Annotated in this window: 24 protein-coding genes; 7 read left to right on the top strand and 17 right to left on the bottom strand. The window is 58.3% G+C overall.

Going from position 1 to position 23163, the window contains the following annotated elements; translation table 11 throughout:
* The first annotated feature begins 98 nt into the window (after positions 1 to 98).
* Positions 99 to 653 (top strand): NAD(P)H-dependent oxidoreductase, encoded by a 555-nt coding sequence (locus ACP3TA_RS18125; RefSeq protein ID WP_033643110.1) that lies wholly within the window; start codon positions 99 to 101, stop codon positions 651 to 653.
* Positions 654 to 690: 37 nt separating this feature from the next.
* Here the strand turns inward: ACP3TA_RS18125 and ACP3TA_RS18120 are convergent, their stop codons facing one another.
* Complete coding sequence (locus tag ACP3TA_RS18120; protein WP_033643109.1) at positions 691 to 1467, bottom strand: NAD(P)H-dependent oxidoreductase; 777 nt, start codon at positions 1465 to 1467, stop codon at positions 691 to 693.
* Between the two features lie 84 nt (positions 1468 to 1551).
* On the opposite strand from ACP3TA_RS18120, the gene ACP3TA_RS18115 reads away from it, so the two are divergent.
* Positions 1552 to 2445, top strand: coding sequence for a LysR family transcriptional regulator (locus tag ACP3TA_RS18115; RefSeq protein WP_033643108.1), 894 nt, complete (start codon positions 1552 to 1554; stop codon positions 2443 to 2445).
* Between the two features lie 13 nt (positions 2446 to 2458).
* On the opposite strand, the gene ACP3TA_RS18110 is transcribed toward ACP3TA_RS18115, so the two are convergent.
* From ACP3TA_RS18110 to ACP3TA_RS18085, 6 genes are all read right to left on the bottom strand, one after another.
* Entirely contained in the window at positions 2459 to 2938 is a 480-nt protein-coding gene (locus ACP3TA_RS18110) for a GNAT family N-acetyltransferase (protein ID WP_033643107.1), read from the bottom strand.
* A gap of 110 nt (positions 2939 to 3048) precedes the next feature.
* Positions 3049 to 3210: a hypothetical protein gene (locus ACP3TA_RS18105; RefSeq protein ID WP_162997437.1), complete on the bottom strand. Its 162-nt coding sequence runs from the start codon at positions 3208 to 3210 to the stop codon at positions 3049 to 3051.
* Positions 3211 to 3351: 141 nt separating this feature from the next.
* A complete protein-coding gene (locus tag ACP3TA_RS18100; RefSeq protein ID WP_169539590.1) occupies positions 3352 to 5418 on the bottom strand; it encodes a TonB-dependent copper receptor in 2067 nt (688 codons plus the stop codon).
* Between the two features lie 223 nt (positions 5419 to 5641).
* Positions 5642 to 6049, bottom strand: a complete 408-nt coding sequence (locus ACP3TA_RS18095) for a DUF2946 domain-containing protein (protein ID WP_072627642.1) — start codon at positions 6047 to 6049, stop codon at positions 5642 to 5644.
* Between the two features lie 338 nt (positions 6050 to 6387).
* Positions 6388 to 7689, bottom strand: coding sequence for a PQQ-dependent sugar dehydrogenase (locus ACP3TA_RS18090; protein ID WP_169539589.1), 1302 nt, complete (start codon positions 7687 to 7689; stop codon positions 6388 to 6390).
* Between the two features lie 10 nt (positions 7690 to 7699).
* On the bottom strand, positions 7700 to 8125 hold the full coding sequence (locus tag ACP3TA_RS18085) for a DUF2231 domain-containing protein (protein WP_164119989.1): 426 nt from the start codon (positions 8123 to 8125) through the stop codon (positions 7700 to 7702).
* Between the two features lie 168 nt (positions 8126 to 8293).
* Here ACP3TA_RS18085 and ACP3TA_RS18080 point away from each other — a divergent pair, with 168 nt between their 5' ends.
* The gene (locus tag ACP3TA_RS18080; RefSeq protein WP_164119988.1) at positions 8294 to 8752 is read left to right on the top strand and encodes a YbaK/EbsC family protein; all 459 of its coding nucleotides are present in this window, start codon (positions 8294 to 8296) and stop codon (positions 8750 to 8752) included.
* A gap of 80 nt (positions 8753 to 8832) precedes the next feature.
* Here the strand turns inward: ACP3TA_RS18080 and ACP3TA_RS18075 are convergent, their stop codons facing one another.
* Complete coding sequence (locus tag ACP3TA_RS18075) at positions 8833 to 9210, bottom strand: VOC family protein (protein ID WP_033643102.1); 378 nt, start codon at positions 9208 to 9210, stop codon at positions 8833 to 8835.
* A gap of 24 nt (positions 9211 to 9234) precedes the next feature.
* On the opposite strand from ACP3TA_RS18075, the gene ACP3TA_RS18070 reads away from it, so the two are divergent.
* The gene (locus ACP3TA_RS18070; RefSeq protein WP_116286841.1) at positions 9235 to 9450 is read left to right on the top strand and encodes a hypothetical protein; all 216 of its coding nucleotides are present in this window, start codon (positions 9235 to 9237) and stop codon (positions 9448 to 9450) included.
* 240 nt (positions 9451 to 9690) lie between these two features.
* Here the strand turns inward: ACP3TA_RS18070 and ACP3TA_RS18065 are convergent, their stop codons facing one another.
* The 3 genes from ACP3TA_RS18065 to ACP3TA_RS18055 all read right to left on the bottom strand — a co-directional run bounded on the left by ACP3TA_RS18065 (position 9691) and on the right by ACP3TA_RS18055 (position 11707).
* Positions 9691 to 10080 (bottom strand): hypothetical protein, encoded by a 390-nt coding sequence (locus tag ACP3TA_RS18065; protein ID WP_426784389.1) that lies wholly within the window; start codon positions 10078 to 10080, stop codon positions 9691 to 9693.
* A gap of 6 nt (positions 10081 to 10086) precedes the next feature.
* Positions 10087 to 10467, bottom strand: a complete 381-nt coding sequence (locus ACP3TA_RS18060) for a DUF4440 domain-containing protein (protein ID WP_033643099.1) — start codon at positions 10465 to 10467, stop codon at positions 10087 to 10089.
* A 229-nt stretch (positions 10468 to 10696) separates the two neighbouring features.
* Positions 10697 to 11707: a LacI family DNA-binding transcriptional regulator gene (locus tag ACP3TA_RS18055; protein WP_069100158.1), complete on the bottom strand. Its 1011-nt coding sequence runs from the start codon at positions 11705 to 11707 to the stop codon at positions 10697 to 10699.
* A gap of 316 nt (positions 11708 to 12023) precedes the next feature.
* On the opposite strand from ACP3TA_RS18055, the gene ACP3TA_RS18050 reads away from it, so the two are divergent.
* The 3 genes from ACP3TA_RS18050 (at position 12024) to ACP3TA_RS18040 (ending at position 15142) form a co-directional block, all read left to right on the top strand.
* Positions 12024 to 12947, top strand: a complete 924-nt coding sequence (locus ACP3TA_RS18050) for a substrate-binding domain-containing protein (protein WP_033650386.1) — start codon at positions 12024 to 12026, stop codon at positions 12945 to 12947.
* A 67-nt stretch (positions 12948 to 13014) separates the two neighbouring features.
* A complete protein-coding gene (locus tag ACP3TA_RS18045; RefSeq protein WP_169539587.1) occupies positions 13015 to 14190 on the top strand; it encodes a Gfo/Idh/MocA family protein in 1176 nt (391 codons plus the stop codon).
* A 10-nt stretch (positions 14191 to 14200) separates the two neighbouring features.
* Positions 14201 to 15142, top strand: a complete 942-nt coding sequence (locus ACP3TA_RS18040) for a sugar phosphate isomerase/epimerase family protein (RefSeq protein ID WP_033643095.1) — start codon at positions 14201 to 14203, stop codon at positions 15140 to 15142.
* A 53-nt stretch (positions 15143 to 15195) separates the two neighbouring features.
* Here ACP3TA_RS18040 and ACP3TA_RS18035 read toward each other — a convergent pair whose 3' ends face one another.
* From ACP3TA_RS18035 to ACP3TA_RS18010, 6 genes are all read right to left on the bottom strand, one after another.
* Positions 15196 to 16293: a hypothetical protein gene (locus tag ACP3TA_RS18035; protein ID WP_101453019.1), complete on the bottom strand. Its 1098-nt coding sequence runs from the start codon at positions 16291 to 16293 to the stop codon at positions 15196 to 15198.
* Between the two features lie 61 nt (positions 16294 to 16354).
* On the bottom strand, positions 16355 to 17392 hold the full coding sequence (locus ACP3TA_RS18030; RefSeq protein ID WP_033643093.1) for a Glu/Leu/Phe/Val dehydrogenase dimerization domain-containing protein: 1038 nt from the start codon (positions 17390 to 17392) through the stop codon (positions 16355 to 16357).
* A gap of 16 nt (positions 17393 to 17408) precedes the next feature.
* Positions 17409 to 20288, bottom strand: a complete 2880-nt coding sequence (locus ACP3TA_RS18025; RefSeq protein ID WP_206195998.1) for a type I polyketide synthase — start codon at positions 20286 to 20288, stop codon at positions 17409 to 17411.
* Positions 20289 to 20301: 13 nt separating this feature from the next.
* Positions 20302 to 21477 (bottom strand): NAD(P)/FAD-dependent oxidoreductase, encoded by a 1176-nt coding sequence (locus ACP3TA_RS18020; protein WP_033643091.1) that lies wholly within the window; start codon positions 21475 to 21477, stop codon positions 20302 to 20304.
* A 40-nt stretch (positions 21478 to 21517) separates the two neighbouring features.
* Positions 21518 to 22075, bottom strand: coding sequence for an allene oxide cyclase barrel-like domain-containing protein (locus ACP3TA_RS18015; protein ID WP_050440105.1), 558 nt, complete (start codon positions 22073 to 22075; stop codon positions 21518 to 21520).
* 22 nt (positions 22076 to 22097) lie between these two features.
* Positions 22098 to 23126: a PLP-dependent cysteine synthase family protein gene (locus tag ACP3TA_RS18010; protein WP_033643090.1), complete on the bottom strand. Its 1029-nt coding sequence runs from the start codon at positions 23124 to 23126 to the stop codon at positions 22098 to 22100.
* Positions 23127 to 23163: the final 37 nt, after the last annotated feature.

Here is a 23163-nt window from a genome sequence, read left to right as displayed (position 1 = left end):
CACTTTCTCCAGGGTAAGTATGTGTCGTGAGTGTGCGTATTTTACATTCTGTCAGCATACCCTAAGATGCGTCGAAACACCTGACTGGAGAGATCAGTATGAAAACGTTGGTGGTAGTGACACATCCCGATATGGCGAACTCGGTGGTCAACAAACGTTGGCTGGAGGAACTGCGGCGCTATCCGGCGCTGTATACCGTGCACGAACTGCATCAGGCCTATCCGGACTGGCAGATCGACGTCGCCAAAGAACAGCAGTTGATTGAAGCGCATGACAACATCGTGCTGCAGTTCCCGATTTACTGGTTCAGCAGCCCGCCGCTGCTGAAAAAATGGCTGGACGACGTGCTCACCTACGGCTGGGCCTACGGTTCTCGCAGTGGCTATAAGATGCAGAACAAGAAACTGGCGCTGGCGGTCACGGCGGGCGTGCGCGCAGAAGATTACGCGCGTGAAGGGCGTTATCGCTACTCGCTGGAGGAGATCTTCCGGCCGTTTGAAGTGACCGCCGATTATGTGCGGGCCGACTATGCTTCGTTCTTTGCCTTTTACGGCAAGGAAGCCGCTTCGGACGGGACGGCAGAGCAGGTTCAGCAACACGAGTTGGACAGCAGCGCGCAGGGCTATCGGGCATTTCTCGCCGCCCTGAATTAAGGGCACGCCCCGGATGCGCCCGGGCGTGCGCATCCGGCTACTCGATGTGAACGCCGAAACCGTCTTGCCCCGGCGCGAGATGCGCTTTCAGCGTCAGCTGCGGGATCAGATAGTCACCGGCGTTCTGCCGCCGGAAGCGGATTGGCTCGGCGTTCCACAGATTATCCAGCCGCTGCCCGAGCTGCTCGCACAGGGCGGCAAAGCGTGCCTCATCGGTTTTGCCGGCGCGGTAGGTGACGAACGGCGGCAGCACCTCGAACCCTGGGTAGTGCAGCATGCCGTGCTGGATCGGGAACAGGATATCGTCGATCGGCCCGTTGATGCCGCGCGGGGCGTAATGGGACTCCCAGCCGCCGGCGGTGACGATCAGCATCGCCCGTTTGCCCGCCAGCGTCCCCTCGCCGTAACGGTCACCCCAATGGGTGTCGGAATGCTCACCGACGCCGTAGGCAAAACCATAGGCATAGACACGCTCGAACCAGCCTTTGAGGATCGCCGGCATCGAGAACCACCACAGCGGAAACTGCAGCAGCACCACGTCCGCCCAGCGCAATTTTTGCTGCTCCCGTTCGATATCGGCGCTCTGCACGCCGTTAGCAAACGCGCGCTGCGAATCCAGCGAAGGATCGAAACGGGGCCCTGATGCGCCTTCCAGGCTGTCGTCGGCGTCAAGCGCCGCTTTCCACTTCATGGCGTACAGATCGGACACCTGTACCTGATGGCCGGCCTGCGCCAGGCGATCAACGGCGAAGTTTTTCAGTGAGCCGGTCAGCGACAGCGGCTCCGGGTGGGCGTAAACAATCAGCACATTCATAACAGCTCTCCTTGGTGTGAGAGCTGCAGGTTAGGGCGTTAGTCGGTATATTAGAAATGAATTACCGTTATCCCAGGTATAACCATGAATAATTTAAGGCGGCTGGATCTCAACCTGCTGGTGACGCTCGACGCGCTGCTGGCGGAGCACAACGTCACGCGCGCGGCGCAGCGGCTCAATTTCTCCCAGCCGGCGGTCAGCGTGCACCTCGCCAAACTGCGGGCGATCTTTGACGATCCGCTGCTGTTACCCGGCCCGCGCGGCATGCGCCCGACCGCCAGAGCGGAGCAGCTGCGGGAACCGTTACGTCAGGCATTGGCGGCGCTCGAGTTGGCGGTGACGCCGGCGACGCCGTTCGATCCCGCCGTGGCGACCGATACCTGGCGCGTGGCCGCCTTCGACTACGGCGAATCCACCATCGTGCTGCCGGCGCTGAACGGTTTGCGCACGGCGGCGCCGGGCACCCGGCTGGCGGTGCTGGAAATCCCGCCGTCACGCATCGCCAAACGGGCGGAACAGGGGGAGATCGATCTGGCGTTTCACACCCGCGAAGGGGCGCCGCCCGGTCTGCGTCAGCGCACGCTGTTCAGTGAACGCTATGTGCTGGTGGGCCGGGTCGGCCACCCCAAGCTGCATGCCAGGCTGACGCCGGCGCAATTTTGCCAATTGGAGCAGGTGATGGTCTCGCCGGACGGCGGCGGGTTCTATGGCATGACCGACAGGGCGTTGGCGGACGTGGGGCTGACGCGGCGGGTGGTGCTTTCCGTGCCACATTTTCTGTTCGTTATCTCGGTGCTGACGCAGTCCGATTTGGTGGCGATGCTGCCGGAGCGGCTGGTGCGCAACCAGCCTTTATTACAGCGGCTCGAGCCGCCGCTGGCGGTGCCGGGCTTTGAAATGACCATGCTGTGGCACGAACGATCGCACCGGGATCCCGCTCACCGGTGGCTGCGCGAACATATCGTGCGTTCAGTGTGAGCGGGTTGGCGGGTTAAAGGGAGAAGCGTTTTTTGACTCTGTCGATCGGCGTGCCATCGCTGAGCGGCACCTGCGGCAAACGGTCGTAATCGCGAAAGCCCATTTTGTGATAGTAGGCGAGGCCACCGACGTTATCCGCCCGAATGGTGGCGTTGATGTGCTTGAAACCGTGCGACTTCGCCGCCGCTAATGTGGCAGGGAACAACGCACTGCCGACGCCGCGCACCTTCGGCGACAGGCGGGAGAAGGTGGCAATATCTGCGGTATCGGGCGGCAGGGCATCATCTGCGCTCAGCGCCTGGAAGCCCACCAACAGCCCATCCACCTCCGCGACCTGGCAGCTCAGCGCATTGCTGCCGCTGATGAACCATTCGCTGAATTCGGCGGGGGTGAGGGGCGTTTCTATCGCCGTCGTGCCGCCGGCGCCGATCACGTCATTCAATAACTGCGTCAGGGCTTCAGCGTCTTGCGGGGTTACCGTTCTGATCTTCATTGCGTTGCTATCTCCTATGATGAATCGGCTGGAACCATCGAAAGAAGATAGACGCAGGCGTCCGATAATGAAATATCAGAACGTGCCGGACAAAAAGACAGTGAGGGGAATTACATGAACAGGAAGCGGTCGGCCAGCGGAACCCCACGTTCGAGGCGCGGCGGCAACGCGTCGTCGCGATCGTCAGGCCGAGCAGCCTGCGGCGCGGCGTCTTCGGCTTTTTCAATCATCAGCTCGCCGAGCAGGGCCAGAAAACGAGTGAGCTTTTGCATATTCCCTCCGGATCCTTGATTACATTGAGAGTGATACTAATCGCCGCTCAACCGAATGGGAAAAACTTAAAACTCATATCCTAAGAACCGGATCGCATATCGCCTGACCGGGCGACGGTTGCCCATCGCCCGGTGTACGGTTTAGAAGGTGACGTTAACCTTGGCCCACAGGGTGCGGCCCGGCTCATTCACCGCGCTGTTGGCCGAATACCCGAAGGCGCTGTTGCCCGCCAGGTTGAGGTGTTCGCTGTAGGTCTTGTTCAGGATGTTATCCAGACCGGCGCTCAGCTTGACGTTTTTATTCACCTTGTAGGCGGCGTTAGCGGAAAGCACGCCGAAGCCGGCGCTTTCGGCAAAGTCTTTGCCTACCACGTTGCCTTCGTTGATCGCCACGCGGTGTTGGCTGCTGACCAAACGCCACAGGCCGGTGCCGCTCCAGTCGCCGTACTCATAGGTCAGCCCCAAGCGTGCCTCCAGCGGCGGGATCTGAGGCAGCGGGCGGCCGTCGCTGGCGTTTTTCCCCCAGGAGTAGGCCAGGCTGGCGTCGGTTTTCCAGTGCTCGCTCAGTTGATAACCCATGCCCATTTCGCCGCCCATGATGTTGGCGTTGACGTTATCGGCCTGGCTGAGACGCGCATTGTGCGGATCGTATTTGAACAGGATGAAATCATCGACGCGGCCCACATAAGCGGAGACCCAACCGTTGAAGCGCTTGCCGTTGTACTGCGCGCCGATGTCGAGCTGCGTGGTTTTCTCGTTCTTGACGCTGGAGAACGGATCCTTGTTGCCGTTCGGGCCTAGCTTCGGCGAGAACAGCTCCCAGTAATCCGGGAAGCGCTCGGTATAGCCGACGCCGGCATACAGCATCAGCGGCAGCTCGGCCAGCGTATGCTCCAGGCGCATAAAGCCGCTCGGCAGGGTATCTGAACGTTCCACATCGCGGCCGCTGCGGAAGTTCTCCACCAGGGTGCGATCGAGACGCGCGCCGCCGATCAGCTTATCCTGATCGCTGGTGGACCACGTCAGCTCACCGAAGGCGCCGTAGCTGTTGAACTGGGCGTCTTTTTCCCAGCTACCGCGGCTCATGCTGCGGTGGGTATTGGTCTGCGTGTCCAGGCCGCTTTCAAGCTTCACGTCCTGCCACTGCCAGGTGCCCATCACGCGGCCGCCGACGGTGCGGCGATCGAGCTGCATCGTCATGCCGGAAGACATCATGTGCCCGCCGTGGCCCCCCATGTTCATGCCGCCATGCCCACCATGGCCGCCCATGCCGCCGCTGCCCGGCGAGCGCAGGGTCACGTTGTCCATCACGTGGTTGGCGTAGTTGTAGTAGACCTGCGCTTCCAACTTATCCAGCACCTCGTCGATGTTGGATTTCTCCACCCGCATGCCCAGGCTTTCGCGTTTGAACTGCGAACCGTCCATGCTGCGGCCGGCATAGCGCGCTTCGCCGTTGCCGCGCCCCATCGTCACTTCCAGCAGCGTGTCGGCATCCGGCGTCCAGCCGAGCGCCAGATCGCCGTTCCATTTGTCCCAGCGCGATGGCACGCGCGTATTCGTTCCGTCCTGGTAATCGTTGGCGCGCGACTTGTTGGCCATCACCCGCAGGTAACCTTGTTCGGCGCCGAGGCTGGCGTCGATATTCTCGTCCCAGCGGCCATTGGAGCCGGTCAGCACGCTGGCGTTGCCCTTGATGCCCGGTTTGTCGAAGCGCGGACGTTCACGTTCGAAACGCACCGTGCCCGCCGACGAACCCGGCCCCCACAGCACCGTCTGCGGCCCTTTGGTGATGGTCAGCAGATCGAAGCTTTCCGGCGAGATGTAAGAGGTGGGCGCATCCATTCTCGATGGGCAGGCGCCGAGCATCTCCGAACCGTCAGTGAGAATTTTCAGCCGCGAACCGAACATGCCGCGAAATACCGGATCGCCGTTGGTGCCGCCGTTGCGGATCTGCGAAAAACCGGGAATGGTTTTCAGATAGTCCGAACCGTCGCTGGCGGGCACCGGCTGACGCGGGGTTTTCGGTGATGTCACGATGGTCAGCGGAGAGTAGAGCGGTGCGGTGACGGTGATCACGTCGCCATCATTAACCTGTGCGTCGGTAGGGTGCTGATGCGCCTGCGCCGCGTGGCCGGCCAGCAGGAACAGCGGCATGGCGGTGGTGATTGCGCGGGTGACGGCGTTCTTTTTATAAGCGGGTTTAAACATCATCTTTCCTTAAGCTAACTTTTTTCCATTATTCTCCGGCGATTTATTCAGGCGTGGGGATGCCTGGCGAAAATCACCATCGGAAAATACGGGGGTTAATTCCCTCAACGTGGAAATAACCGGGCTAATAATGTCGTCTCAATGCATAACCATTGGGCGTATTAATTCCGCCATGTTGAAACGATCAACGGCAATACAGAAACGGCAATGGGGTATTGTTAAATCAGAGGAAAGAGACGGGCGGCGCGCGCGGCTGTAATTCGGTATGAACGACGTGGGCAAACAGGGGAACGAGATAATGAGTCGGCGGCGGGCGCGAGGCCAGAGATTGAGACCAGAACAGCGGGGCGTGGCTCACGTCCAGCAGCGGCGCGTGCAGCAACAGCACGCAGTAGCCGCAGGCGCTGTCGTCCATCATCATCGCCATGTTGTGGTGGCCGCCGCCGTGCTGCATCATCGGCGATGCGGCCTTTTCCGGCGCGGCCGGCGGCGAATGCATCTCATGATGCATCGGCTTCGGCATCGCCATGCCGCAGTCCGCCATGACGGTCGTTTCAGCACTTCCGGCGCGCGCATGCTCCAGGGATCGCGAGACCACCGGCGCAATGAACAACATCAGAATGGCGAACATCCCTAACCAGGCGGCGGCCCGGTTACGTGATGCAGGGGGCTGAATTAACGACACAATCAACCTAAAAAAGGGTTAACACAGGGGAGGGAATTGTACTGGTTTATGTCGAAATGTTAAAACCTTTTATTTCTGGTCAACGGTCTGTTGATGAATATATTATCGAATGAGCGCTTTAATTCTGACCAACGGCTATTTTTTTTGCGCCAATAACGTGACGGGGACAATATTAATGACGGAAAAACTGGCGAGCACGATTATTCCGTTTTATGACGATCTGGCTGGCGCAGAGGAGTGAGTGACAATGTCACGGGCGAGTTCACCGGAACCCGCCCGTAACCTTACTTCGCGCTGACGCGCCAGACAGTGTTACCGACGTCATCCGCAACCAGCAAAGCGCCGGTCTTATCGATAGCCAACCCCACCGGGGCGCCATAGAGTTCCTTCTCATCATCGGAGACAAAACCTGTCACCACGGCCTTGAGCTTGCCGACCGGTTTGCCTTGCTCAAACGCCACATAGCTGACCCGGTAGCCGTTCAGCGGCGAGCGATCCCAACTGCCGTGCTCGCTGATAAAAGCGCCGCCGCGATAGTCGGCCGGCAGAGCGCTCGCGGTGTAGAACAGCAGCCCCAGCGGCGCGACGTGTGAGCTGAGCGCGTAGTCCGGCTTGATGGCTTTCGCCACCAGGTCCGGCCGCGGCGGCTGTACCCGTCGATCGACGTGCTGGCCGAAATAGCTGTAAGGCCAGCCGTAGAAACCGCCGTCTTGCACCGAGGTCAGGTAATCCGGCACCAGATCGGCGCCGATTTCGTCACGCTCGTTGACAATCGCCCACAGCTTGCCGCTTTGCGGCTCCCACTGCAGCCCGGTCGGGTTGCGCAGGCCGCTGGCGAAGATGCGGCTGGCGCCGGAGGCGGTGTCCACTTCCAGCACGGCGGCGCGCCGGTACTCTACGGCCAGGCCGTTTTCGGTGATGTTGCTGTTGGAACCGATGCCGACATACAGCTTTTTCCCATCCGGGCTGGCCAGCAGGGCCTTGGTCCAGTGATGGTTGATGGTGTCCGGCAAATCGGCCAGTTCTTTGCCCGGATCGCTGATGCGCGTTTCGCCAGGCTGATAGGCGTACTGCATGATATTGCCGGTATTGGCCACGAACAGCGTATTGCCAATCAGCTGGACTCCGAACGGGGAATCGAGCCCCTCGAGGAACACGTGCTTTTCCCAGTTGCCGCCGGCGGTCGGGCGCAGCAGGGTGATGCGATTGCCCCCTTTGCCGCCTTTACCGGATTGGCCTTTCACCAGGCCGGCGATCAGCTGCTTGGGCGTGCTCACCGCTTCCGTGCCCGGCCCGTTGGCCTCCACGACCAACACATCGCCATTGGGCAGCGTGAGCAACTGACGCGGATGAAGCAAATCGTCTGCCACCTTATCGATTTTCAAGCCTTCCGCCACTTTCGGCGTCTGATCTTGTTGCCAGCCAACGCCCTTAGGCACCTGCATCGGCGGCATCAGAAAGTCTTGCGCCGCCGGCAACGTCGGATCCGGGCCCATTTGTTGCTCTGGCGAAATGACGGCGCTGTTATCGCAGCCGGCCAAGGCCAAAACGGCGGAAAGGGTGAGCGCCAGAGATGAGAGCTTCATGAAAACCTCCTTATTTTGCGCGGGCGCCAAGGGCCAGCAGAATATTCGCCAGGCTGAGCAGCGCGACCACGATCGCAGACAGCACCAGGCCTTGGGGCACCACGGCATACGCATCCCGGCTATGCACGAAAGCGTTGATAATGGCGAGAACGATGGCGATCAGATTCAGCCAGAAATGGAGCTTGACCGGTGAGCCCTGCAGCCGGCCGCTGCCGAACCACACCTGAACCAGGTTAATCAGGCGGGGAATGATGGCAAAAATCAGGCCGATGGCGATCAGCCAGCTGGCACCATTGACCCACTGAATATTAGCGGTACAGGCATAAATGATGTCGAAAATCAGCGCCGCGGTGAAAAATCCGTAAGGTATCGGGTTGAGCCATTCATAGACGGCCACTGCGGCCGCTGAGGGCCTTGCTGTCGTTTGCGTGGTCATGCAGGCATCTCCATGAAAAATGATAGGTAAAAAAGGCGTAGGCCCCTTAAAGCTTTGTTCAGATTCACCGATTTGAACAATTTTGATTCTCATTTTTAGCATGCGATGTTAAAACCTGAACCCTCACTGCGGCATTATCAATGGCTTAGCAACATCGGGAGAAAGGGCATGAGTATAGAGCGCGTTCAGCGATTTCTGGCCGAGCACGCCCCGGAAACGGCGGTGACGGTGCTGACAAAGAATACCGCCACGGTGGCGCTGGCGGCAGAAGCCTTTGGCGTGGAGAGCGGGCAGATCGCCAAGACGCTTTCGTTTCGCGTTAACGGCGATGTGGTGCTGCTGGTGATGGCGGGAACTGCCAGAATCGACAACAAGAAGTACAAGCAATTCTTCGGCGTGAAGGCGCGTATGCTGCCGGCGGAAGAGGTTGAAGCATTAACCGGCTATCCGCCCGGCGGCGTTTGTCCCTTTGCCGCACCGGAGGCGGTGAGGATCTACTGCGATCATAGCCTGCGCGTTTTCGATGAAGTGCTTCCGGCAGGCGGCAGCGATAACTCTGGCGTGAGAATTGCGCCACAGCGGCTGGCCGGCATCACGGGAGCGGAGTGGATTGACGTGACGGGGTAACTAATAGTGACGCCGTCACAATGCGTTATGTTAAATACAGAGTCTTTTCTCTGTATAATTATTTGTTTTTAAATGGAAAACTAGGCTATCGCATTGTGGCAAACCGCCTCGATATTATGACCATCCGGACCAATGACAAACGCCGCATAGTAGTGGGCATGATAATTGGGGCGTAAACCGGGCGCGCCATTGTCTTTGCCGCCGGCGCTTAACGCGGCGTGATAGAACGCATCGACCTGTTCACGGCTGCTTGCGGTAAATGCCAGGTGCAGATGCGCCGGTTTTTCATCGGTCTGAAACAGGCATAATGACACGTTACCCCGATCGGGACACAGCTCAACGCCATAATCGGGTTCACCTTCGGCAACGATCTTTACGCCCAGCGGCGCCAGCGCATTAAGGAAAAACGCTTTGCTCAGAGCAAAGTCGCTGACGCCAAATTTCACATGGTCAAACATGGGGATGTCCTGGAGTGTGGAAGAATGTTCCCATTCAGTATAGCCAACGCCATGAAGGCCACCGGAAACGGTGAAGACGAACGCCAGTACGCATTTGGCAGGCAGAAGTTGTTCATTTTTATGGCGCGTTTTGGTGAAATCTGCAGTGTCGCAGTAGCCATGTTTTATCAGATTTCACGTAGCGCGATCAAAAAAGCGGGGGGATTTTGCCTCAATATCCGCAGAGATGTGTCGCTATAAGCATGTCCGGTCATCATTAATGGCAGAACGCATTTATCTATGATCCTCAGTGGGTGGAACGTGATAAAGCTGAAACTTCGCGAGATATTGGCTGGCGTGTTAACGGCAGTCCATCACATCGGCAGAGTTGGCTGACGGCCAAACCAACGATTGATAATTTTGCTGGGAGGTTAAGCGGCGTTGGAATGCCAAGTGCCGAAATCCTGGGAAGCGGCAAGCGCACGCCTCACATGCATGCATTTACTGCAGGAAGTGAACAGGCGACAGGCATTGGGTGTTCAGAGATTTTTGCGCAAACATCATGGTGTCGCTCAGCAATAAGCGGCAATGGCAATGAAGCCTGCAGCGAAAACTCGACGGCTTAAGACCAGCTGAAAAACGAATTCGTTCAACGGTATGAGCAACGGGCGTTGAAATGGTTGGCCACAGGAGAAAACCCATCATCAAGCCAGGACGCCAGAATCCACGTATAACCACACTGGTGCGCATAATGTATATTATGTTAAATTGCATTATTGGATACGCACCGCCGTTAGCCTGGCCGTCCTTTCTCACCTCACCTTCAAGCCTTATCAGGCTGCTAACCTTTTTTATGTTTAAGCCCATCATCAGCCCGTTCAGTTTCAGCACCTCAGTTTAATCCTCGGTCGGTGTGCCCTGATGAAACCGCATCTGCCAACCGGCCTTTTCCGTCAGCATCCAAATCGACGACCGTTCTGTGCAACGAATGGCGTTGCCCTGCGCGTTGCGTTGAAAACTCTTATACGTCAGCAACACGGCGCCTTCACTGATTTTCGCCAGCGTAAAACCTTCGGCAACAATCTGCGGATGCTCAGTTTCCATTTCCAGCGCCGCAACGGTCTGGCGTTTGTCATAACGCAGACCTGAGCGAGCAATCTCTTCAAAGTCTTCATGCAGCAATGCCGCGACGCGCTGCGGATCGCGGCGCACCGATGGCTGATGCAGTTCAACCTCAAGCGTCTGGATTTGGCTAAACAACTTTGCAGAATGCGTCAAAATGCCCTCCTTTTTGATCGCGCTACGTGAAATCTGGCAAACTTCGGCAGTCAATATACAACAGAATGACACTCGTGAAACCTGACTTTGCCATGGCGCCCCCAGCGGTACTCGCCACCGCTGGCTATGGGGCATCTGAAGGTAACACTTTCTCTTCTATAGAGTTTTTTTTATCGCGACGAGTTCTCATTAAACCTCCAAAGTGACGACGTCACCAAAAGGAAAAACCTCACGCCTGTTTCTCTCCCAGGTGCGACCGCCGAACCCGCAATTCCCCATGCCGCCAGGCGCCGTCTGCCGTGGTGCGATTATCGAGCAGGCGATTCAAGGCTTCTTCGACCAGCCGGTCGATGCGTTGGCTGTAGCTGGTCAGCGCCCAGTTGGCTGATCCGGCCTCGTCGATATCGTCGAAACCTACCACGGCCATTGCAGACGACGGTGCCACTTGCCTGAGCGCTTCGAGCGCCCCCAGCGCCAACACGTCGTTCTCGCAGAACAGCGCCTCAACCCGCTCGCTTTCCGGCGTTGCCTGCAGGTATTCGCTCATCAGCTGGAAACCGCGTTGGCGATCGTAGTGGCCAGCCGTGAGCACCCGATCCAGCTGAAAGCCAGAGGTTATCAGCCTATCGCGGTAGCCTTCCATGCGCAGCAAATGGCTACTTTGCGTGTCTGGCCCCTTCATGTAGCCAAAGCGCCGATGCCCTTGTTCTATCAGCAACCCAGCGATCTCTTCGCCGGCGCGGTAACCGTCGATATTGACCACATCAATGTGTTCGCTTTCCGTATTGCGGCACACCTGCACCAGCGGGATCTGATGCAGATCTTGCGCGATCGCCGCCCACTCTTGGGTTAACACCGTCGCCAGGAACAAAATGCCATCGACCTGCAGCTGATCGGCCATCGCCATCACCGCCCGGTAGTTTTCCCCCGCGGTGATGTTCAACAGCAGCGCCATATAGCCGCGGGTTTGCAGTTGTTTGGTGACCATATCGAGCATCATCATCGAATGCGGGTTCTTCATTTCGTCGATGGCCACGCCGATGATGTGCGTGCGTTTTTGCGACAGGCTGCGCGCCAGCAGATTGGGTCGATAGCCCAGCTCGGCCGCCGCCGCCAGTACGCTTTCACGCGCGCTGTCTGAGATCGACGCACCGGGCGTAAAGGCGCGCGATACCGTCCATTTAGAGACGCCGGCCTTTTCGGCGACGTCGCTGGCGGTGGCTTTGTGGTGTTTCGTCATGGTTGCGTCGATCCCTGCTTCGGTGAAGTCACACTATACCCTGCTCGCTCAGATCCCCTAAGCGCCTGCCGGCATACCTGCTGCGATTATGTCCCGTTTTTGCACCCGATTGCAATTTGTTATGCAACCGGGTGCAAAACATAAAGAGTTTGTGATCGTCCGCGCTGTTTTCACCTTTCCCCTGTTGACCAAATTTTATCCATGGCCGACATTCACGGTGGCATTCAGAGACTCATCGCCGTTTTGTCTCCTGCTTTGCACCCGGTTGCAAAACACTGTTTTTACATAACACCTCTCTTCTCAACAGGATACCGTAATGAAAAAAACCAGACTGTTGTTGATGTTAGCCTGCTCGCTGTTTGTCGTGACCGCCCAGGCCAAGACCTACCAGGTCGGCGTGGCGCTGGCCAACTTCGATCTCAACTTCGTCTCTATCCTGCGCAGCCAAATGGCGCGGGAACTGGTTGCGCAGCAGCTGCAAGGCCAGTTCGTTGATGCCAAAGGCGATGTCGCCCTGCAGGTGCAGCAGGTAGACGATCTGATTAATCAGGGCGTGGACGCCATTATCCTCAACCCGGTCGATACGCAAGGCGTTCAGCCGATGATAGCGGCCGCCCAACGCGCCGCTATCCCCCTTATCTTCGTCAACCGCAAACCCGAAGTGCCGCTGAGCGGCGCGACGGCCTACGTCGGCTCCGATTCGGCGCTCAGCGGTCGCCTGCAGATGGAGGCTCTGGCGAAAAAAATGAATTACCGCGGCAACGTGGCGATCCTGATGGGCGCCCTCTCCAACGAAGAAACCCGCGAGCGCACCCGCGCGGTGGAGGCGGTGATCGCCAAACACAAAGAGCTGAAAGTGGTAGAGAAACAGACTGCGAAATGGCAACGCAATGAAGCGGTCGACGTGGTCTCCGGCTGGTTGCTGAACGGCGTACCGATCGATGCGATCGCCGCCAACAACGATGAGATGGCCATCGGCGCGATCATGGCGCTGAAGCAGGCCAAAAAGAACGGCGTACTGGTTGCCGGTATCGATGGCACGCCCGACGGCCTGCAATTTATCAAAAACGGCGACCTGGCGGTGACCATTTTCCAGGATGCCAAAGCCCAGGCGATCGGCGCGGTGCAAGTGACCCGAGCGATGTTGGATCACGCCAAAACCGAGTCTTACAACTGGGTGCCTTATGCCACCGTGACGCGAGAAAACTACCCGCAATTTGCGCAAATGAACCAGAAATAAACCGTTGCCACTCTCTTTTTCAACCCACTTTGCACCCGAGTGCAAAACCACAGTATCAGGAGTCAGCATGTTAAATGGTGAAAGAAGCATCCCTCGCCCGCTGCGCTGGGCGATGATCGGCGGCGGCCGCCTCAGTCAGGTGGGCTACAAGCACCGTTCCGGCGCACTGCGCGACAATACCGCCTATCGGCTGGTTGCCGGCGCTTTTGATATCGACGCGGCGCGCGGGCGTGAGTTTGGCGTCAATCTCGGCGTGCCCGCTGAACGCTGCTATGACGACTATCAGCAGTTGCTGAAACAAGAGGCCTACCGCGAAGATGGTGTTGAGGTGGTGACCATCGCCACCCCTAACGGCACCCACTATAAAATCACGCGCGCCGCGCTGAATGCCGGCCTGCATGTCATCTGCGAAAAACCGCTGTTCTTCACTACGGCGGAGGCGAGAGAAATCAAGGCGCTGGCGGCGGAGAAAGGCCTGATCGTCGGCGTAACCTACGGCTTCTCCGGGCATCCGCTGCTGATGCAGATGCGCGCCATGATCGCGAACGGCGACATCGGCGAAATACGCATGGTCGAATTGCAGTACACCCATGGCTTCAACGCCAACGAAAGCGCGGACACGTTCGAGGCGCAAAAGTGGCGCGTCGATCCGAAAATCGCCGGCCCCTCCTTTGTTCTGGGTGATATTTCTACCCACACCTTCTACATCTCACAGCTGGTGATGCCCGACATGAAAATTGCCTCCCTGCTGTGCGATCGCCAGAGCTTTATCCCTTCCCGCGCCCCGCTGGAAGACAATGCCATGGTGCTGATGCACTACGAAAACGGCGCCGTCGGCCGCATGTGGGCCTCCGCCATCAACGCGGGCGCGATGGACAGCCAAAGCATTCGCGTGGTGGGCGCACGCGCCAGCCTGCAATGGAGCGATTCCACGCCCGGCGAATTGCGCTATGAGATCCAGGGGCGGCCCAACCAAACGCTGCACCACGGCATGCCCTATCTGGACGACAGCGCGCTGGCCGAAGAGCGGCTCGGCGCGCTGCATACCGAAGGGCTGGCCGAATCCTGGGCCAATATTTACCTCAAGTTCGCCATCGCCATCAGCGCCAGCCAGCACGGCGATCGGCAAACGCTGGCCACGCTGATCTATCCGGATATCGATGCCGGGTTAGAAGGCGTGCGCTGGATTGAAAACTGCGTTCGTTCCGCCGACAACGGCGCCACCTGGGTCAATTACCGATAAGGAAAGCATCATGAAACTTTCATTCTGTACCGACAGCCTGGGCCATTTGCCCTTCGAGCCGATGCTGGATCGGTTGCTGGAGCTGGGGGTGCGCGGCGTGGAAATGACCACCGGCGGCTGGTCTCCGGCGCCCCATCTGGATACCGACGATCTGCTGGCCAACCCGGCCAAACGCCGGCAGCTGCAGCAGGCCCTGGCCAGCCGCGGCATGGAGATCGCCGCGCTCAATGTCTCCGGCAATCCGCTCGATCCGGGCGAGCTGGGGCAGCGCCATCTGCGCCAAACCGACAATACGCTGGAGCTGGCCGGCCTGCTGGGGGTGAAGAAGATCGTCATGATGAGCGGCCTGCCCCCGGCCAGCCCGCATGACACCATCCCCAACTGGATCACCTATACCGTCAGCTGGCCCCCTACGGTGAAAAACTGTCTGGACTATCAATGGAATGAGGTGGCGATCCCCTATTGGCAGGCGCTGGTCGCCCGAGCCAAAGCGTGCGGCGTCGAGCGCTTTGCGCTGGAAAACTTCAGCGCCATGCTGGTGTGGAACCCGGAAACGCTGTTCCGGCTGCGAGAGGCCGTTGGCCCGATGGTGGGTCTGAACCTCGATCCCAGCCACTTGATCTGGATGGGCGCAGATCCCATCGCGGTGGCCCGCGCCCTTGGCCCCGCGATTCACCATGTGCACGGCAAGGACGTGCGCCTGGAGCGCGGTGTCGTCGAAGTTAACGGACTGCTGGAAACCAAACCGATAGACGAGGTAGCTGACCGGGCCTGGAATTATGTCGCCGTCGGCTGCGGCCGGGATCTGCAGTGGTGGAAGGAATTCTTCTCGGTGGTGCGCATGATGGGTTACAACGACTGGGTGTCACTGGAAATGGAAGACTTGACCATGTCGGTTGATGCCGGCATCGCCTCTTCCGTTCAGGCGCTGCAGCAAACCCTCAGCCAATAAATATCCTGCGCAGCGGCCACGGCCGCTGCGCCACCCAGTGAATTGCCAACCGCTTACAAACACCATACCGGCCGGGCGCCCACCGTCGCACTGGCATGCCCAGCGCCATGGCTCAGGCACAGCGTTCTCAGCCCGGCACCCGCACCGGAATACCAGGCGCCGCCTCGCATCAGCATGCGTTCGCCGTAGTTGCGCAGATAAACCTGATCGCCGTCCGCACACCGGTGATGCGGTACAACGCCGAGGATTTTCAATATATCCGGCACCGACTCTCCACTTGCCGCACCAATACGCCCGAACTCATCATCCATCAAACCTGGCGGATACCCATTGTCTTGCGGATCGCCGTTGAAATGCCGGATACGGTCCGAAATGCGCGGCGTGCCGGCATTGCCGGTAAGACTCGGCGATGAAGCATCGAATTTTGCGGTTCCCGGGCTGCCGGGAGGTAGCCACTCGCCTGTTGCCAGCTCGACCGCGCGCCAGCGTTCGTCTTCATTATCGGTCATCGGCATCGCGGCGTCATTGTCCGGTAAAAGCAGGATTTCCCCCGCGACCAATTTCAGCCCGTGTTGCCATTCCCAAAGGTTGCCGCAGAGATCGCCAATACCGTGCGGCGTACCGTCATGATACCAGGCAGCCGGACCGGATGCGGTAAACGTTGTCGGATCGCCCTGCTCATCGCCCACGACACCGCCGTCACATCGCTTGCCATACTGGCGTCGATCGCGATGCGATCGCCCACTCTCGGTATTGCCTAATTCCGGCCAGCCATGATGACGGCACCAGAACATCAACGCGGCCCATTCGGCGTTGGTGCCAATGTGCCAGCCGCGTCCATTGCGAGCCGCCGCCTGTCGAAATGCGGCCAGGTCATGCCAGCTGGCCGGGGCCGTCTCAGGTTGACTGACCAGTTCGCCATGGATCAGCGTGCCGGGGTAACAGCCGTAGAAGAAAGCCTCTTTTCGCTGACCGTTGACGATAAACGCAGGATGAACCGCCTCGCCTAACCCTGATGTGACCTCTTGCAGCGTAAAACGAGGTATCACATGCATATAGCTGGGCTGCCCACTTGCGGTGTAAAGCACGGTGCGACGCCCTTGCGATTCGGCCTCTACTTTGCAACGCAAAGCGTCTTTTACAATAATCATGGAGTTATGTGCCCGTTAAAAATGCCGAGGCCGGGAAAGCGCAGGCTCCCCGGCCCATTTCTTACGCCACCATGGCGGCGGATTTGATCGGTTGCAACAATTGTCCAATATCGCAATTGAGCAGTTGAGCGCGCTGCAGCAACTCCTCCGTCTTGGCGCCAATCACGGAGTGAACATAGGCGTTGACCTGCTCCTGGTTCATTTGGTTATAACGGTCGGTAAACGCCATTTCGATGCTGTCGCAGATCACTGCGCCGGCGTTGCTGACGTAGTCCGGCAGATAGTGAATACCGCGCGCCAACAGCCGCTGTTCAGCCTGTGGCGTATTAAACGGTGAGTTGGCGCTGCTCACCACCCAGCGGGTATTCAGCTGTTCAATATTCTGTGCATTCAATACGTTGGACATCGACGCGATGCACAGCACCTCGCTGGGTTGCGCCCAAAGTTCCTCTTCGCTCACGCGGCGCACCCCCGCAGGAAATTGCGCTGCGGGGTTGATGTCATAGGCCGTCACCTCACAACCGAACAGCAGGCTTTGTTTCGCCACTTCAGTGCCGACCTTGCCCATACCGTGAATGGCAATGCGCGCGCGAGGCAAATGATTGAGCCTCAGCGTCAACACTTTTTTCATCGAACTCCAGACGCCGTAGCCGGTTGCCACCGATGTATCGACTTGTGGGCTGTCCATGGCATTCAGGATCCACGGCGTAAACTGCCGCAGATAGTCCATCTCTCGATTGCCGGTATTGATATCGCATCCCGTAAACATGGTGCCGCCATAGCGATTGAGCAGAGCGCCTATCGCTTCAAGCACTGCCGGTTGCTCTTGGGGAGAACGTTTGCTGTTCACCACGATTTTGCCGCCGCTGAAGCCGGTATTGTACAGCCCGTGCTTCAGCGACATGCGCTGCGCCAGCATGATCGCCTCCTCTTCCTGCTGCTGCCGGGACGCATAGTTTCGCCAACGGATACCGCCATTGGCCGGTAGCAGCTTGATCTGCGACGAGTAAGCCAGGGTGAATGACGTTTCGTCATCGATTACGACCGTTTCTATCTGGTATTGGTTATGTGTATTCAGCAATTCATTGTTAACTGACATAATTTGCCATCCTGTTTTAATGAGAATCTTGCTCGAATGCTCCAGCCTGGTCCAACTGTTGTTTAATGCCCCACGGCGTAGGCCGCTTAAGAAAATCGGCCATCCCTATTGCCTTGCCAAACTCTTGCTCCAACATCGCCAGCAGGCGCAGCGCCATCAGCGACTGCCCGCCGGCGTCAAAAAAGTCACAGTGGTTAGAATCGGGGTTCACGCCGGTCACATCCCCCCAAACGCGCCAGATACGCGCCATCTGGGGATCTGACTGGCTTGTTGCCGCCGGCGTTCGCTCGGCTTGCGGCCCCTGCCTGTCCCGTTCGCCCAACCACCAGTGCGCCGGATCGAAGGGATACATCGGCAATGCGATGCGCGAAGGCGGCAGTTGCCACAGGCGGCGCCAGTTAACGTTGACGCTGGCGCGCCAGATTTTTTGCAGCGCCTGGATCCATACGGCGCCTTCATTCTGCGCTTCGTCGCGACGCGGCAAGGTTCGCACCGCGGTCACAGAACCGGCGGATTTCAGCTGTGCAACCAACGCCGTGAGCGTCGAACCCGGCCCAACTTCGATAAACAACGTCTTGCCGCGCTGCGGTAGCTGCTGCAAGGCGCGGTGGTAATTGACCGGTTCACGGGCATGACGCGCCCAATAGCGGCCGTCAAGCGCCGAACATTCGACTTCGGTCGACAGCAAGGCGGAGACGTAACGTACCCCCGTCGCCGATTCACCCGGCGGCGGCGCAATATCGGCCAGCTCGTCAAGAATGGGATCCATCAGGGTCGAATGAAACGCATGTGAAACATTCAAGGCTTTGCATCGCACGCCTCGGTCTCGCATCTGGCGTTCGAAAGCGCGAATGGCTTCAGCGGTGCCGGACAGCACGCAGCCGTCATCACTGTTTTCTGCCGCCAGCGATAGCTGATGACTCAACCAGGGCTGAACCTGTTGAACGCTCAGCTCTACCGCCAACATCATCCCGGACGGCAACCCGGCCATCAGACGCCCACGATGAGCGGCGAAAACCAGCGCCTCTTGCACCGAGAACACCCCAGCGGCCCAGGCCGCCGCAATTTCGCCGAGGCTGTGCCCAATGACCCAATCCGGCTCGACGCCGTAATGCATCAGCAGTTCGGCCATGGAGATTTCGACGGCGATCAGCGCGGGCTGCGTCAACGCGGTATCGTTAATCGACTCGGGCGCGGCCTCTCCGGTAAATAACGCCGAGAGATCCAGTGCGGCTTGCGTTTGCACTATCTGCAGTTTGTCGTTCATCAGTTTTCTGAAGGTCGCATCCTGCGCCATCAAATCGCTGGCCATACCGATAAACTGGCTTCCCTGGCCAGGGAATTGGAAAACTACCGACAAGCGCCCTTTCCCCGTATCCATCATGTTTTCTTTCACGCTCAACGCGCCCCGATCGTCTATCTGCAAGGTGCCGCGATAGCGCAGCGACTTTCTTCCGCTTTGCGCGCTCCAGGCCAAGCGTTCGTCGTTTTCGCCGTGCGGTCGCTGCAGATAGCGTTTTACCAGCCGATGCCAGGCCTGTTCTGACTGTGCGCTGATCGGTACGACGGTGGAGCACAATGAGGCCGCTGTTCGCGCCGGCGGCATGACAGGCGGCTTCGCCAGTACGACATGCGCATTCGTACCGCCAATACCGAATGCGCTGACGCCGATGGCCTGGCGCGGATCCTCGCGATCCCACCGTTGAGCGGAACAGATAAACTCAAACGGACTCTCCGCCAATGCCATTTCCGGATTCGGTGAGCCAACGTTGATCTGCGGCGTGAGCCAGCCATGCTGAATTTGCAGGGCGGCCTTAATCAATCCCGCCATGCCGGCGCAGGTTTCCAGGTGCCCGACGTTAGCCTTGACTGCGCCGATGGCGCAGAACCCCCGTCGTGTCGTATGCTCTCGGAAAACGCCGTTCAGCGCCTCGAATTCGATGGGATCGCCGGCCAGAGTGCCCGTACCGTGGGCTTCGATGGCGCGAAAATCCTCAGGCGTCAACCGGGCATCGTCCATCGCCTGGCGCAGCAGGCGTTGCTGGCCATGCAAACTGGTGGTGGTAAAACTGACTTTGCGCGCGCCGTCATTATTCATCGCCACGCCTTTGATCACCGCGACGACGTTATCGCCGGCCGCCAGCGCATCACTCAGGCGCTTCAACACCACCACACCGACGCCGCTGCCGAATACCGTACCGCTGGCATCTGCGGAAAATGGCCGGCAGTGCCCATCGGTGGAAAACACCATGCCTTGCTGCGCAAAATAGCCGTCGTTTTGCGGGATCCTTAGGGTACAAGCGCCTGCTAACGCCAGGTTGCAACGGCCGCTGCGCAAGGCGTGGACCGCTTCGTATACCGCCACCAGCGAAGTGGCGCAGGCGGCTTGCACGTTGCACACCGGCCCCCCGATGCCCAGATGCCAGGCCACCCTGCTGGTGAGGTAATCTTTATCGCTCATTATTTGCCGCTCGAACGGCGAAGGATTGAGTTTATCGAGTAGCTCGGATCCTTGCGCCTGACGTAAATAGTCAGAGCTGCTACAGCCGGCGAACAGCCCGGTATCCTCAAGTTCCCCCGGTGTCACACCGGCGCTTTCCAGCGCGTGCCAGGCGCATTCCAAAAAGAGCCGCTGCTGGGGATCCATCAGCAGCGCATCGCGCGCGCTAATACCGAAGAATCCTGCATCAAAGCGAGATATGTCGCCGGCCACAGGCGCGGCGACGGGAATATATCCCTTGTCGACGGCATCATCCCGATCGTTATCGATGCGAACCAGGGATTCGACACCGTTGATCAAATTATGCCACCAGCTTTCGATGTCCTCGGCACCCGGGAAACGGCAGGCCATGCCAACCAGGGCGATATCCCGTTCATTGCTGTTCACCTGCTGCATGAAGGTTCTCCGCTCAGAAACGCAATGCGCTGATGTCCCAACGGGGCTCTCGTTCCGCCAGCAGATCGGCGCAAATTTGCCCCATCAGAGGCGTAAATTTGAATGCCCATCCCCCTGCCGAGACCACCAGATGTTCGCCGCCGTGGCAGCGGCCCTTGGCGCTGTCGAGATAGAATTGGCGCGCCGGATCGGTGGGCAACACGGCCAGACAGCTTGCAGCGGAATGCTGTTTATCCGGTTCGAGGAACGGCATATGCCGGCGGGCAAACTCCAACGCGCGCTCCACGTGCTGCGGGTTTGCCCTATAGCCAGGCGCATTGGCTTCGGTGATCGGATCCACTTCGAAATCGGTCCCCAGCCGATCAAACCCATTGACGGACCAAGGGTTAGGCGGGAAGCCATAAAACAGGTTGCTGTCGCTCTCCACCGGCGGTTGGAAAGCAAACCAGAAGGGATCGTTGGCTCCCAGGCGCTGGCTGCGCAGCATGCTGATGCAGGCCATCTCATAGGTAGAAAGCGCAAGTTCAATATCCAACTGGCGCAGCAGTTTCTTGCTGCCCGGCCCACTGGCAACCAGGACTTTACGGGCGCGATAACGGTTTTGCGTCGTCAGCACCGTTGCGCCCCGAGCATCGGGCTCCACGGCCTTCACGCATTGCTGGAACTGGAACTCCACGCCGGCTTCGCTGGCCAGCGAGTAAAGCGACGCCAGGGTGCCTTTAACGTCGATCACGCCGCCGTCTTGCTGCAAGAAACCTTCATAGTTGCTGTCCAAGCCGGTGAAACCATAGCGCCGTTCGATTTCACGCATCGTCAGACGTTCATAAGGCAACCTCATTTCATCCATTGAAAGCATGGTTTGGCGGATTTGCCCCTCATTGGTCCAGACATCCGCATCGCCGAACCATAGGCTGCCAATGCGGTGGATCAGTTTTCTGTCCGCCTGTTGTTCCAGCTGCCGCCACAATTTGTCGGCCTCCAGGGTAAGGCGGAATATTTCCAGCTCCGAATATTGCAAACGCCAATGGCGCTCCTCCCCGCTGGTGCCGGCCAGTTGCGTAAATAGCGCATGTTGTTCCAGGACCAAAACCTTATGGTCGCGATGCTCTCGCGCATAATTCCATGCGGCGGCCAGCCCGATGGGGCCAGCGCCGATAATAATGACATCCCAGTGTACCGACGTGTGCATACCTATCCCTCGTAATGGATATTGTGTGTGTTTGATAAAATTATTTTTTAATTAAGCTTTTAATCTGATCCAGCGGCAACAGGACGATCAGCGTCAGATATTTTTCTCGCGGAATATCCTGATAGAGCTGACGAACGCCGATCTTCCCCATGACATCCCCGCTAACGCCGGCGGCGAACAACGATTGCCATTGCCCCGCCCAAATCGCACTGGAATTCCAAATGCCGGCGGTTTCGATTCGCCCCAGCGGCGTCTCGGCCGTCTCGTGGTACCAGGAAACCACGCTGTCGTCCGGCAGTGAGGCGATTTTCCACCCCTGGCCCTTCATCGTGCCGATATCATGCCCCTGCTTATCCACCAACCGATCGATATGTGAATTGGCATCGCCAACGTTAGGGACATTATCCGCTTTTGCTTTAAAGGTAATATTTGCCATTTCGATAACGGAAAGCACGGTGGCATTGTTATAGCCGTCTTTCGTCGCCAAAATATGCTCAATATCGTTGGCCTCTTTACCTGAACTTATTAACTGGCGAACATAATCGCCAAGCGCGATCAGCTCAGACAATACATTATTATTGCCCTGTATAATTTCCATGAAATATTCCTTTTAGACGTTATTAAACGGTCAAGGCTTCAGATTGTTTGAACCACTCGCGCCCTTTTTCTCGATCGATATCGGAACCGGCGTCGGCAAAGAGTGTGACAACCCGTTGATCCGCACTCAGCGTTTCTGCCAGCTTACAGGCCGTTTTCCAGTTGGCGGCGGAAGATGCGCCGATTTTAACGCCGGTCAACTGATGGAATTCGTGCATCGCGCTGAGCGCTTCCCGATAGGAAACCGGATTGAAAGGCGGTTCCTGCGGCATCAACTTACTGATGAAAGGCTGACGGAAACCGAAGCCCAACCCGCCGGCTCCGGCAAATTTAGGTTCACCGTTCGGCGCAGACAGCGTACCGTAAGGCAGTTCGCGCGGCGTGCTGCCCCACACGATCAGCTGTGGGTTATCCTGCCGCAACGCGGCGGCCACCCCCGACAAGGTCCCGCCGGTCCCTACCGCCGATACCCAACCGTCGATGCGCTCACCCTCCAGCTGCCGGCGAATCTCTGCGCCCGTCGCATGCTGATGTACGGCGGTGTTGACCAGGTTAAGATGCTGAGAAAGCAGCGTCCAACTGCCATCTTCATGCGCAATCTGCTGGCTGCGTGCAATGACGCCGAGCAGGAACTGATTGCGATCGACCAGAGTAACGATGGCTTTATCGGCTTTTAACGTGTCGATAAGCGGTTGCGGAGATGAATCCGGGATCACCACTTGCACCGCTATCCCGCACATATTGCCAAGCTTGGCCAGGGCTTTCGCCATATTGCCCCCCGAGGAATCGAGCAACTTCAATTCACCAGCGGCGAAGTCGTGTTGATTGATGGCATCGCAAAACAGACCGAACGCGGTGCGGTCTTTCACCGAGCCAAACGGATTCTCAAACTCAAACTTGGCGTAAATCGACGCCTTTCCCTTTGGCGACGGCACTTCAACCAGCGGGGTATTGCCTAACGTCGCATAGAATTTTTTCAACTGGGGGAACAGAGCGAAGGCTTTCTCCGTATCCGGTGCGCAATCCTGTGGGTTAAACAGCTCAAAATTCATCAGAGGTTCCTTTAAAGCCATACGTTGACAAATAAGC

Source organism: Serratia sp. 2C06, assembly GCF_050037615.1.
Classification (GTDB): domain Bacteria; phylum Pseudomonadota; class Gammaproteobacteria; order Enterobacterales; family Enterobacteriaceae; genus Serratia; species Serratia ureilytica.
Note: the sequence above shows the minus strand (reverse complement) of the source record. Positions and strands in the feature narration are given on the sequence as shown.

What these genes read in the sequence shown, in the direction of transcription:
- ACP3TA_RS18125 (WP_033643110.1), top strand. Translation starts at nt 99, where the DNA reads ATGAAAACGTTGGTGGTAGTGACACATCCCGATATGGCGAACTCGGTG.
- ACP3TA_RS18120 (WP_033643109.1), bottom strand. Translation starts at nt 1,467, where the DNA reads ATGAATGTGCTGATTGTTTACGCCCACCCGGAGCCGCTGTCGCTGACC.
- ACP3TA_RS18115 (WP_033643108.1), top strand. Translation starts at nt 1,552, where the DNA reads ATGAATAATTTAAGGCGGCTGGATCTCAACCTGCTGGTGACGCTCGAC.
- ACP3TA_RS18110 (WP_033643107.1), bottom strand. Translation starts at nt 2,938, where the DNA reads ATGAAGATCAGAACGGTAACCCCGCAAGACGCTGAAGCCCTGACGCAG.
- ACP3TA_RS18105 (WP_162997437.1), bottom strand. Translation starts at nt 3,210, where the DNA reads ATGCAAAAGCTCACTCGTTTTCTGGCCCTGCTCGGCGAGCTGATGATT.
- ACP3TA_RS18100 (WP_169539590.1), bottom strand. Translation starts at nt 5,418, where the DNA reads ATGTTTAAACCCGCTTATAAAAAGAACGCCGTCACCCGCGCAATCACC.
- ACP3TA_RS18095 (WP_072627642.1), bottom strand. Translation starts at nt 6,049, where the DNA reads ATGTTCGCCATTCTGATGTTGTTCATTGCGCCGGTGGTCTCGCGATCC.
- ACP3TA_RS18090 (WP_169539589.1), bottom strand. Translation starts at nt 7,689, where the DNA reads ATGAAGCTCTCATCTCTGGCGCTCACCCTTTCCGCCGTTTTGGCCTTG.
- ACP3TA_RS18085 (WP_164119989.1), bottom strand. Translation starts at nt 8,125, where the DNA reads ATGACCACGCAAACGACAGCAAGGCCCTCAGCGGCCGCAGTGGCCGTC.
- ACP3TA_RS18080 (WP_164119988.1), top strand. Translation starts at nt 8,294, where the DNA reads ATGAGTATAGAGCGCGTTCAGCGATTTCTGGCCGAGCACGCCCCGGAA.
- ACP3TA_RS18075 (WP_033643102.1), bottom strand. Translation starts at nt 9,210, where the DNA reads ATGTTTGACCATGTGAAATTTGGCGTCAGCGACTTTGCTCTGAGCAAA.
- ACP3TA_RS18070 (WP_116286841.1), top strand. Translation starts at nt 9,235, where the DNA reads ATGTTCCCATTCAGTATAGCCAACGCCATGAAGGCCACCGGAAACGGT.
- ACP3TA_RS18055 (WP_069100158.1), bottom strand. Translation starts at nt 11,707, where the DNA reads ATGACGAAACACCACAAAGCCACCGCCAGCGACGTCGCCGAAAAGGCC.
- ACP3TA_RS18050 (WP_033650386.1), top strand. Translation starts at nt 12,024, where the DNA reads ATGAAAAAAACCAGACTGTTGTTGATGTTAGCCTGCTCGCTGTTTGTC.
- ACP3TA_RS18045 (WP_169539587.1), top strand. Translation starts at nt 13,015, where the DNA reads ATGTTAAATGGTGAAAGAAGCATCCCTCGCCCGCTGCGCTGGGCGATG.
- ACP3TA_RS18040 (WP_033643095.1), top strand. Translation starts at nt 14,201, where the DNA reads ATGAAACTTTCATTCTGTACCGACAGCCTGGGCCATTTGCCCTTCGAG.
- ACP3TA_RS18035 (WP_101453019.1), bottom strand. Translation starts at nt 16,293, where the DNA reads ATGATTATTGTAAAAGACGCTTTGCGTTGCAAAGTAGAGGCCGAATCG.
- ACP3TA_RS18030 (WP_033643093.1), bottom strand. Translation starts at nt 17,392, where the DNA reads ATGTCAGTTAACAATGAATTGCTGAATACACATAACCAATACCAGATA.
- ACP3TA_RS18025 (WP_206195998.1), bottom strand. Translation starts at nt 20,288, where the DNA reads ATGCAGCAGGTGAACAGCAATGAACGGGATATCGCCCTGGTTGGCATG.
- ACP3TA_RS18020 (WP_033643091.1), bottom strand. Translation starts at nt 21,477, where the DNA reads ATGCACACGTCGGTACACTGGGATGTCATTATTATCGGCGCTGGCCCC.
- ACP3TA_RS18015 (WP_050440105.1), bottom strand. Translation starts at nt 22,075, where the DNA reads ATGGAAATTATACAGGGCAATAATAATGTATTGTCTGAGCTGATCGCG.
- ACP3TA_RS18010 (WP_033643090.1), bottom strand. Translation starts at nt 23,126, where the DNA reads ATGAATTTTGAGCTGTTTAACCCACAGGATTGCGCACCGGATACGGAG.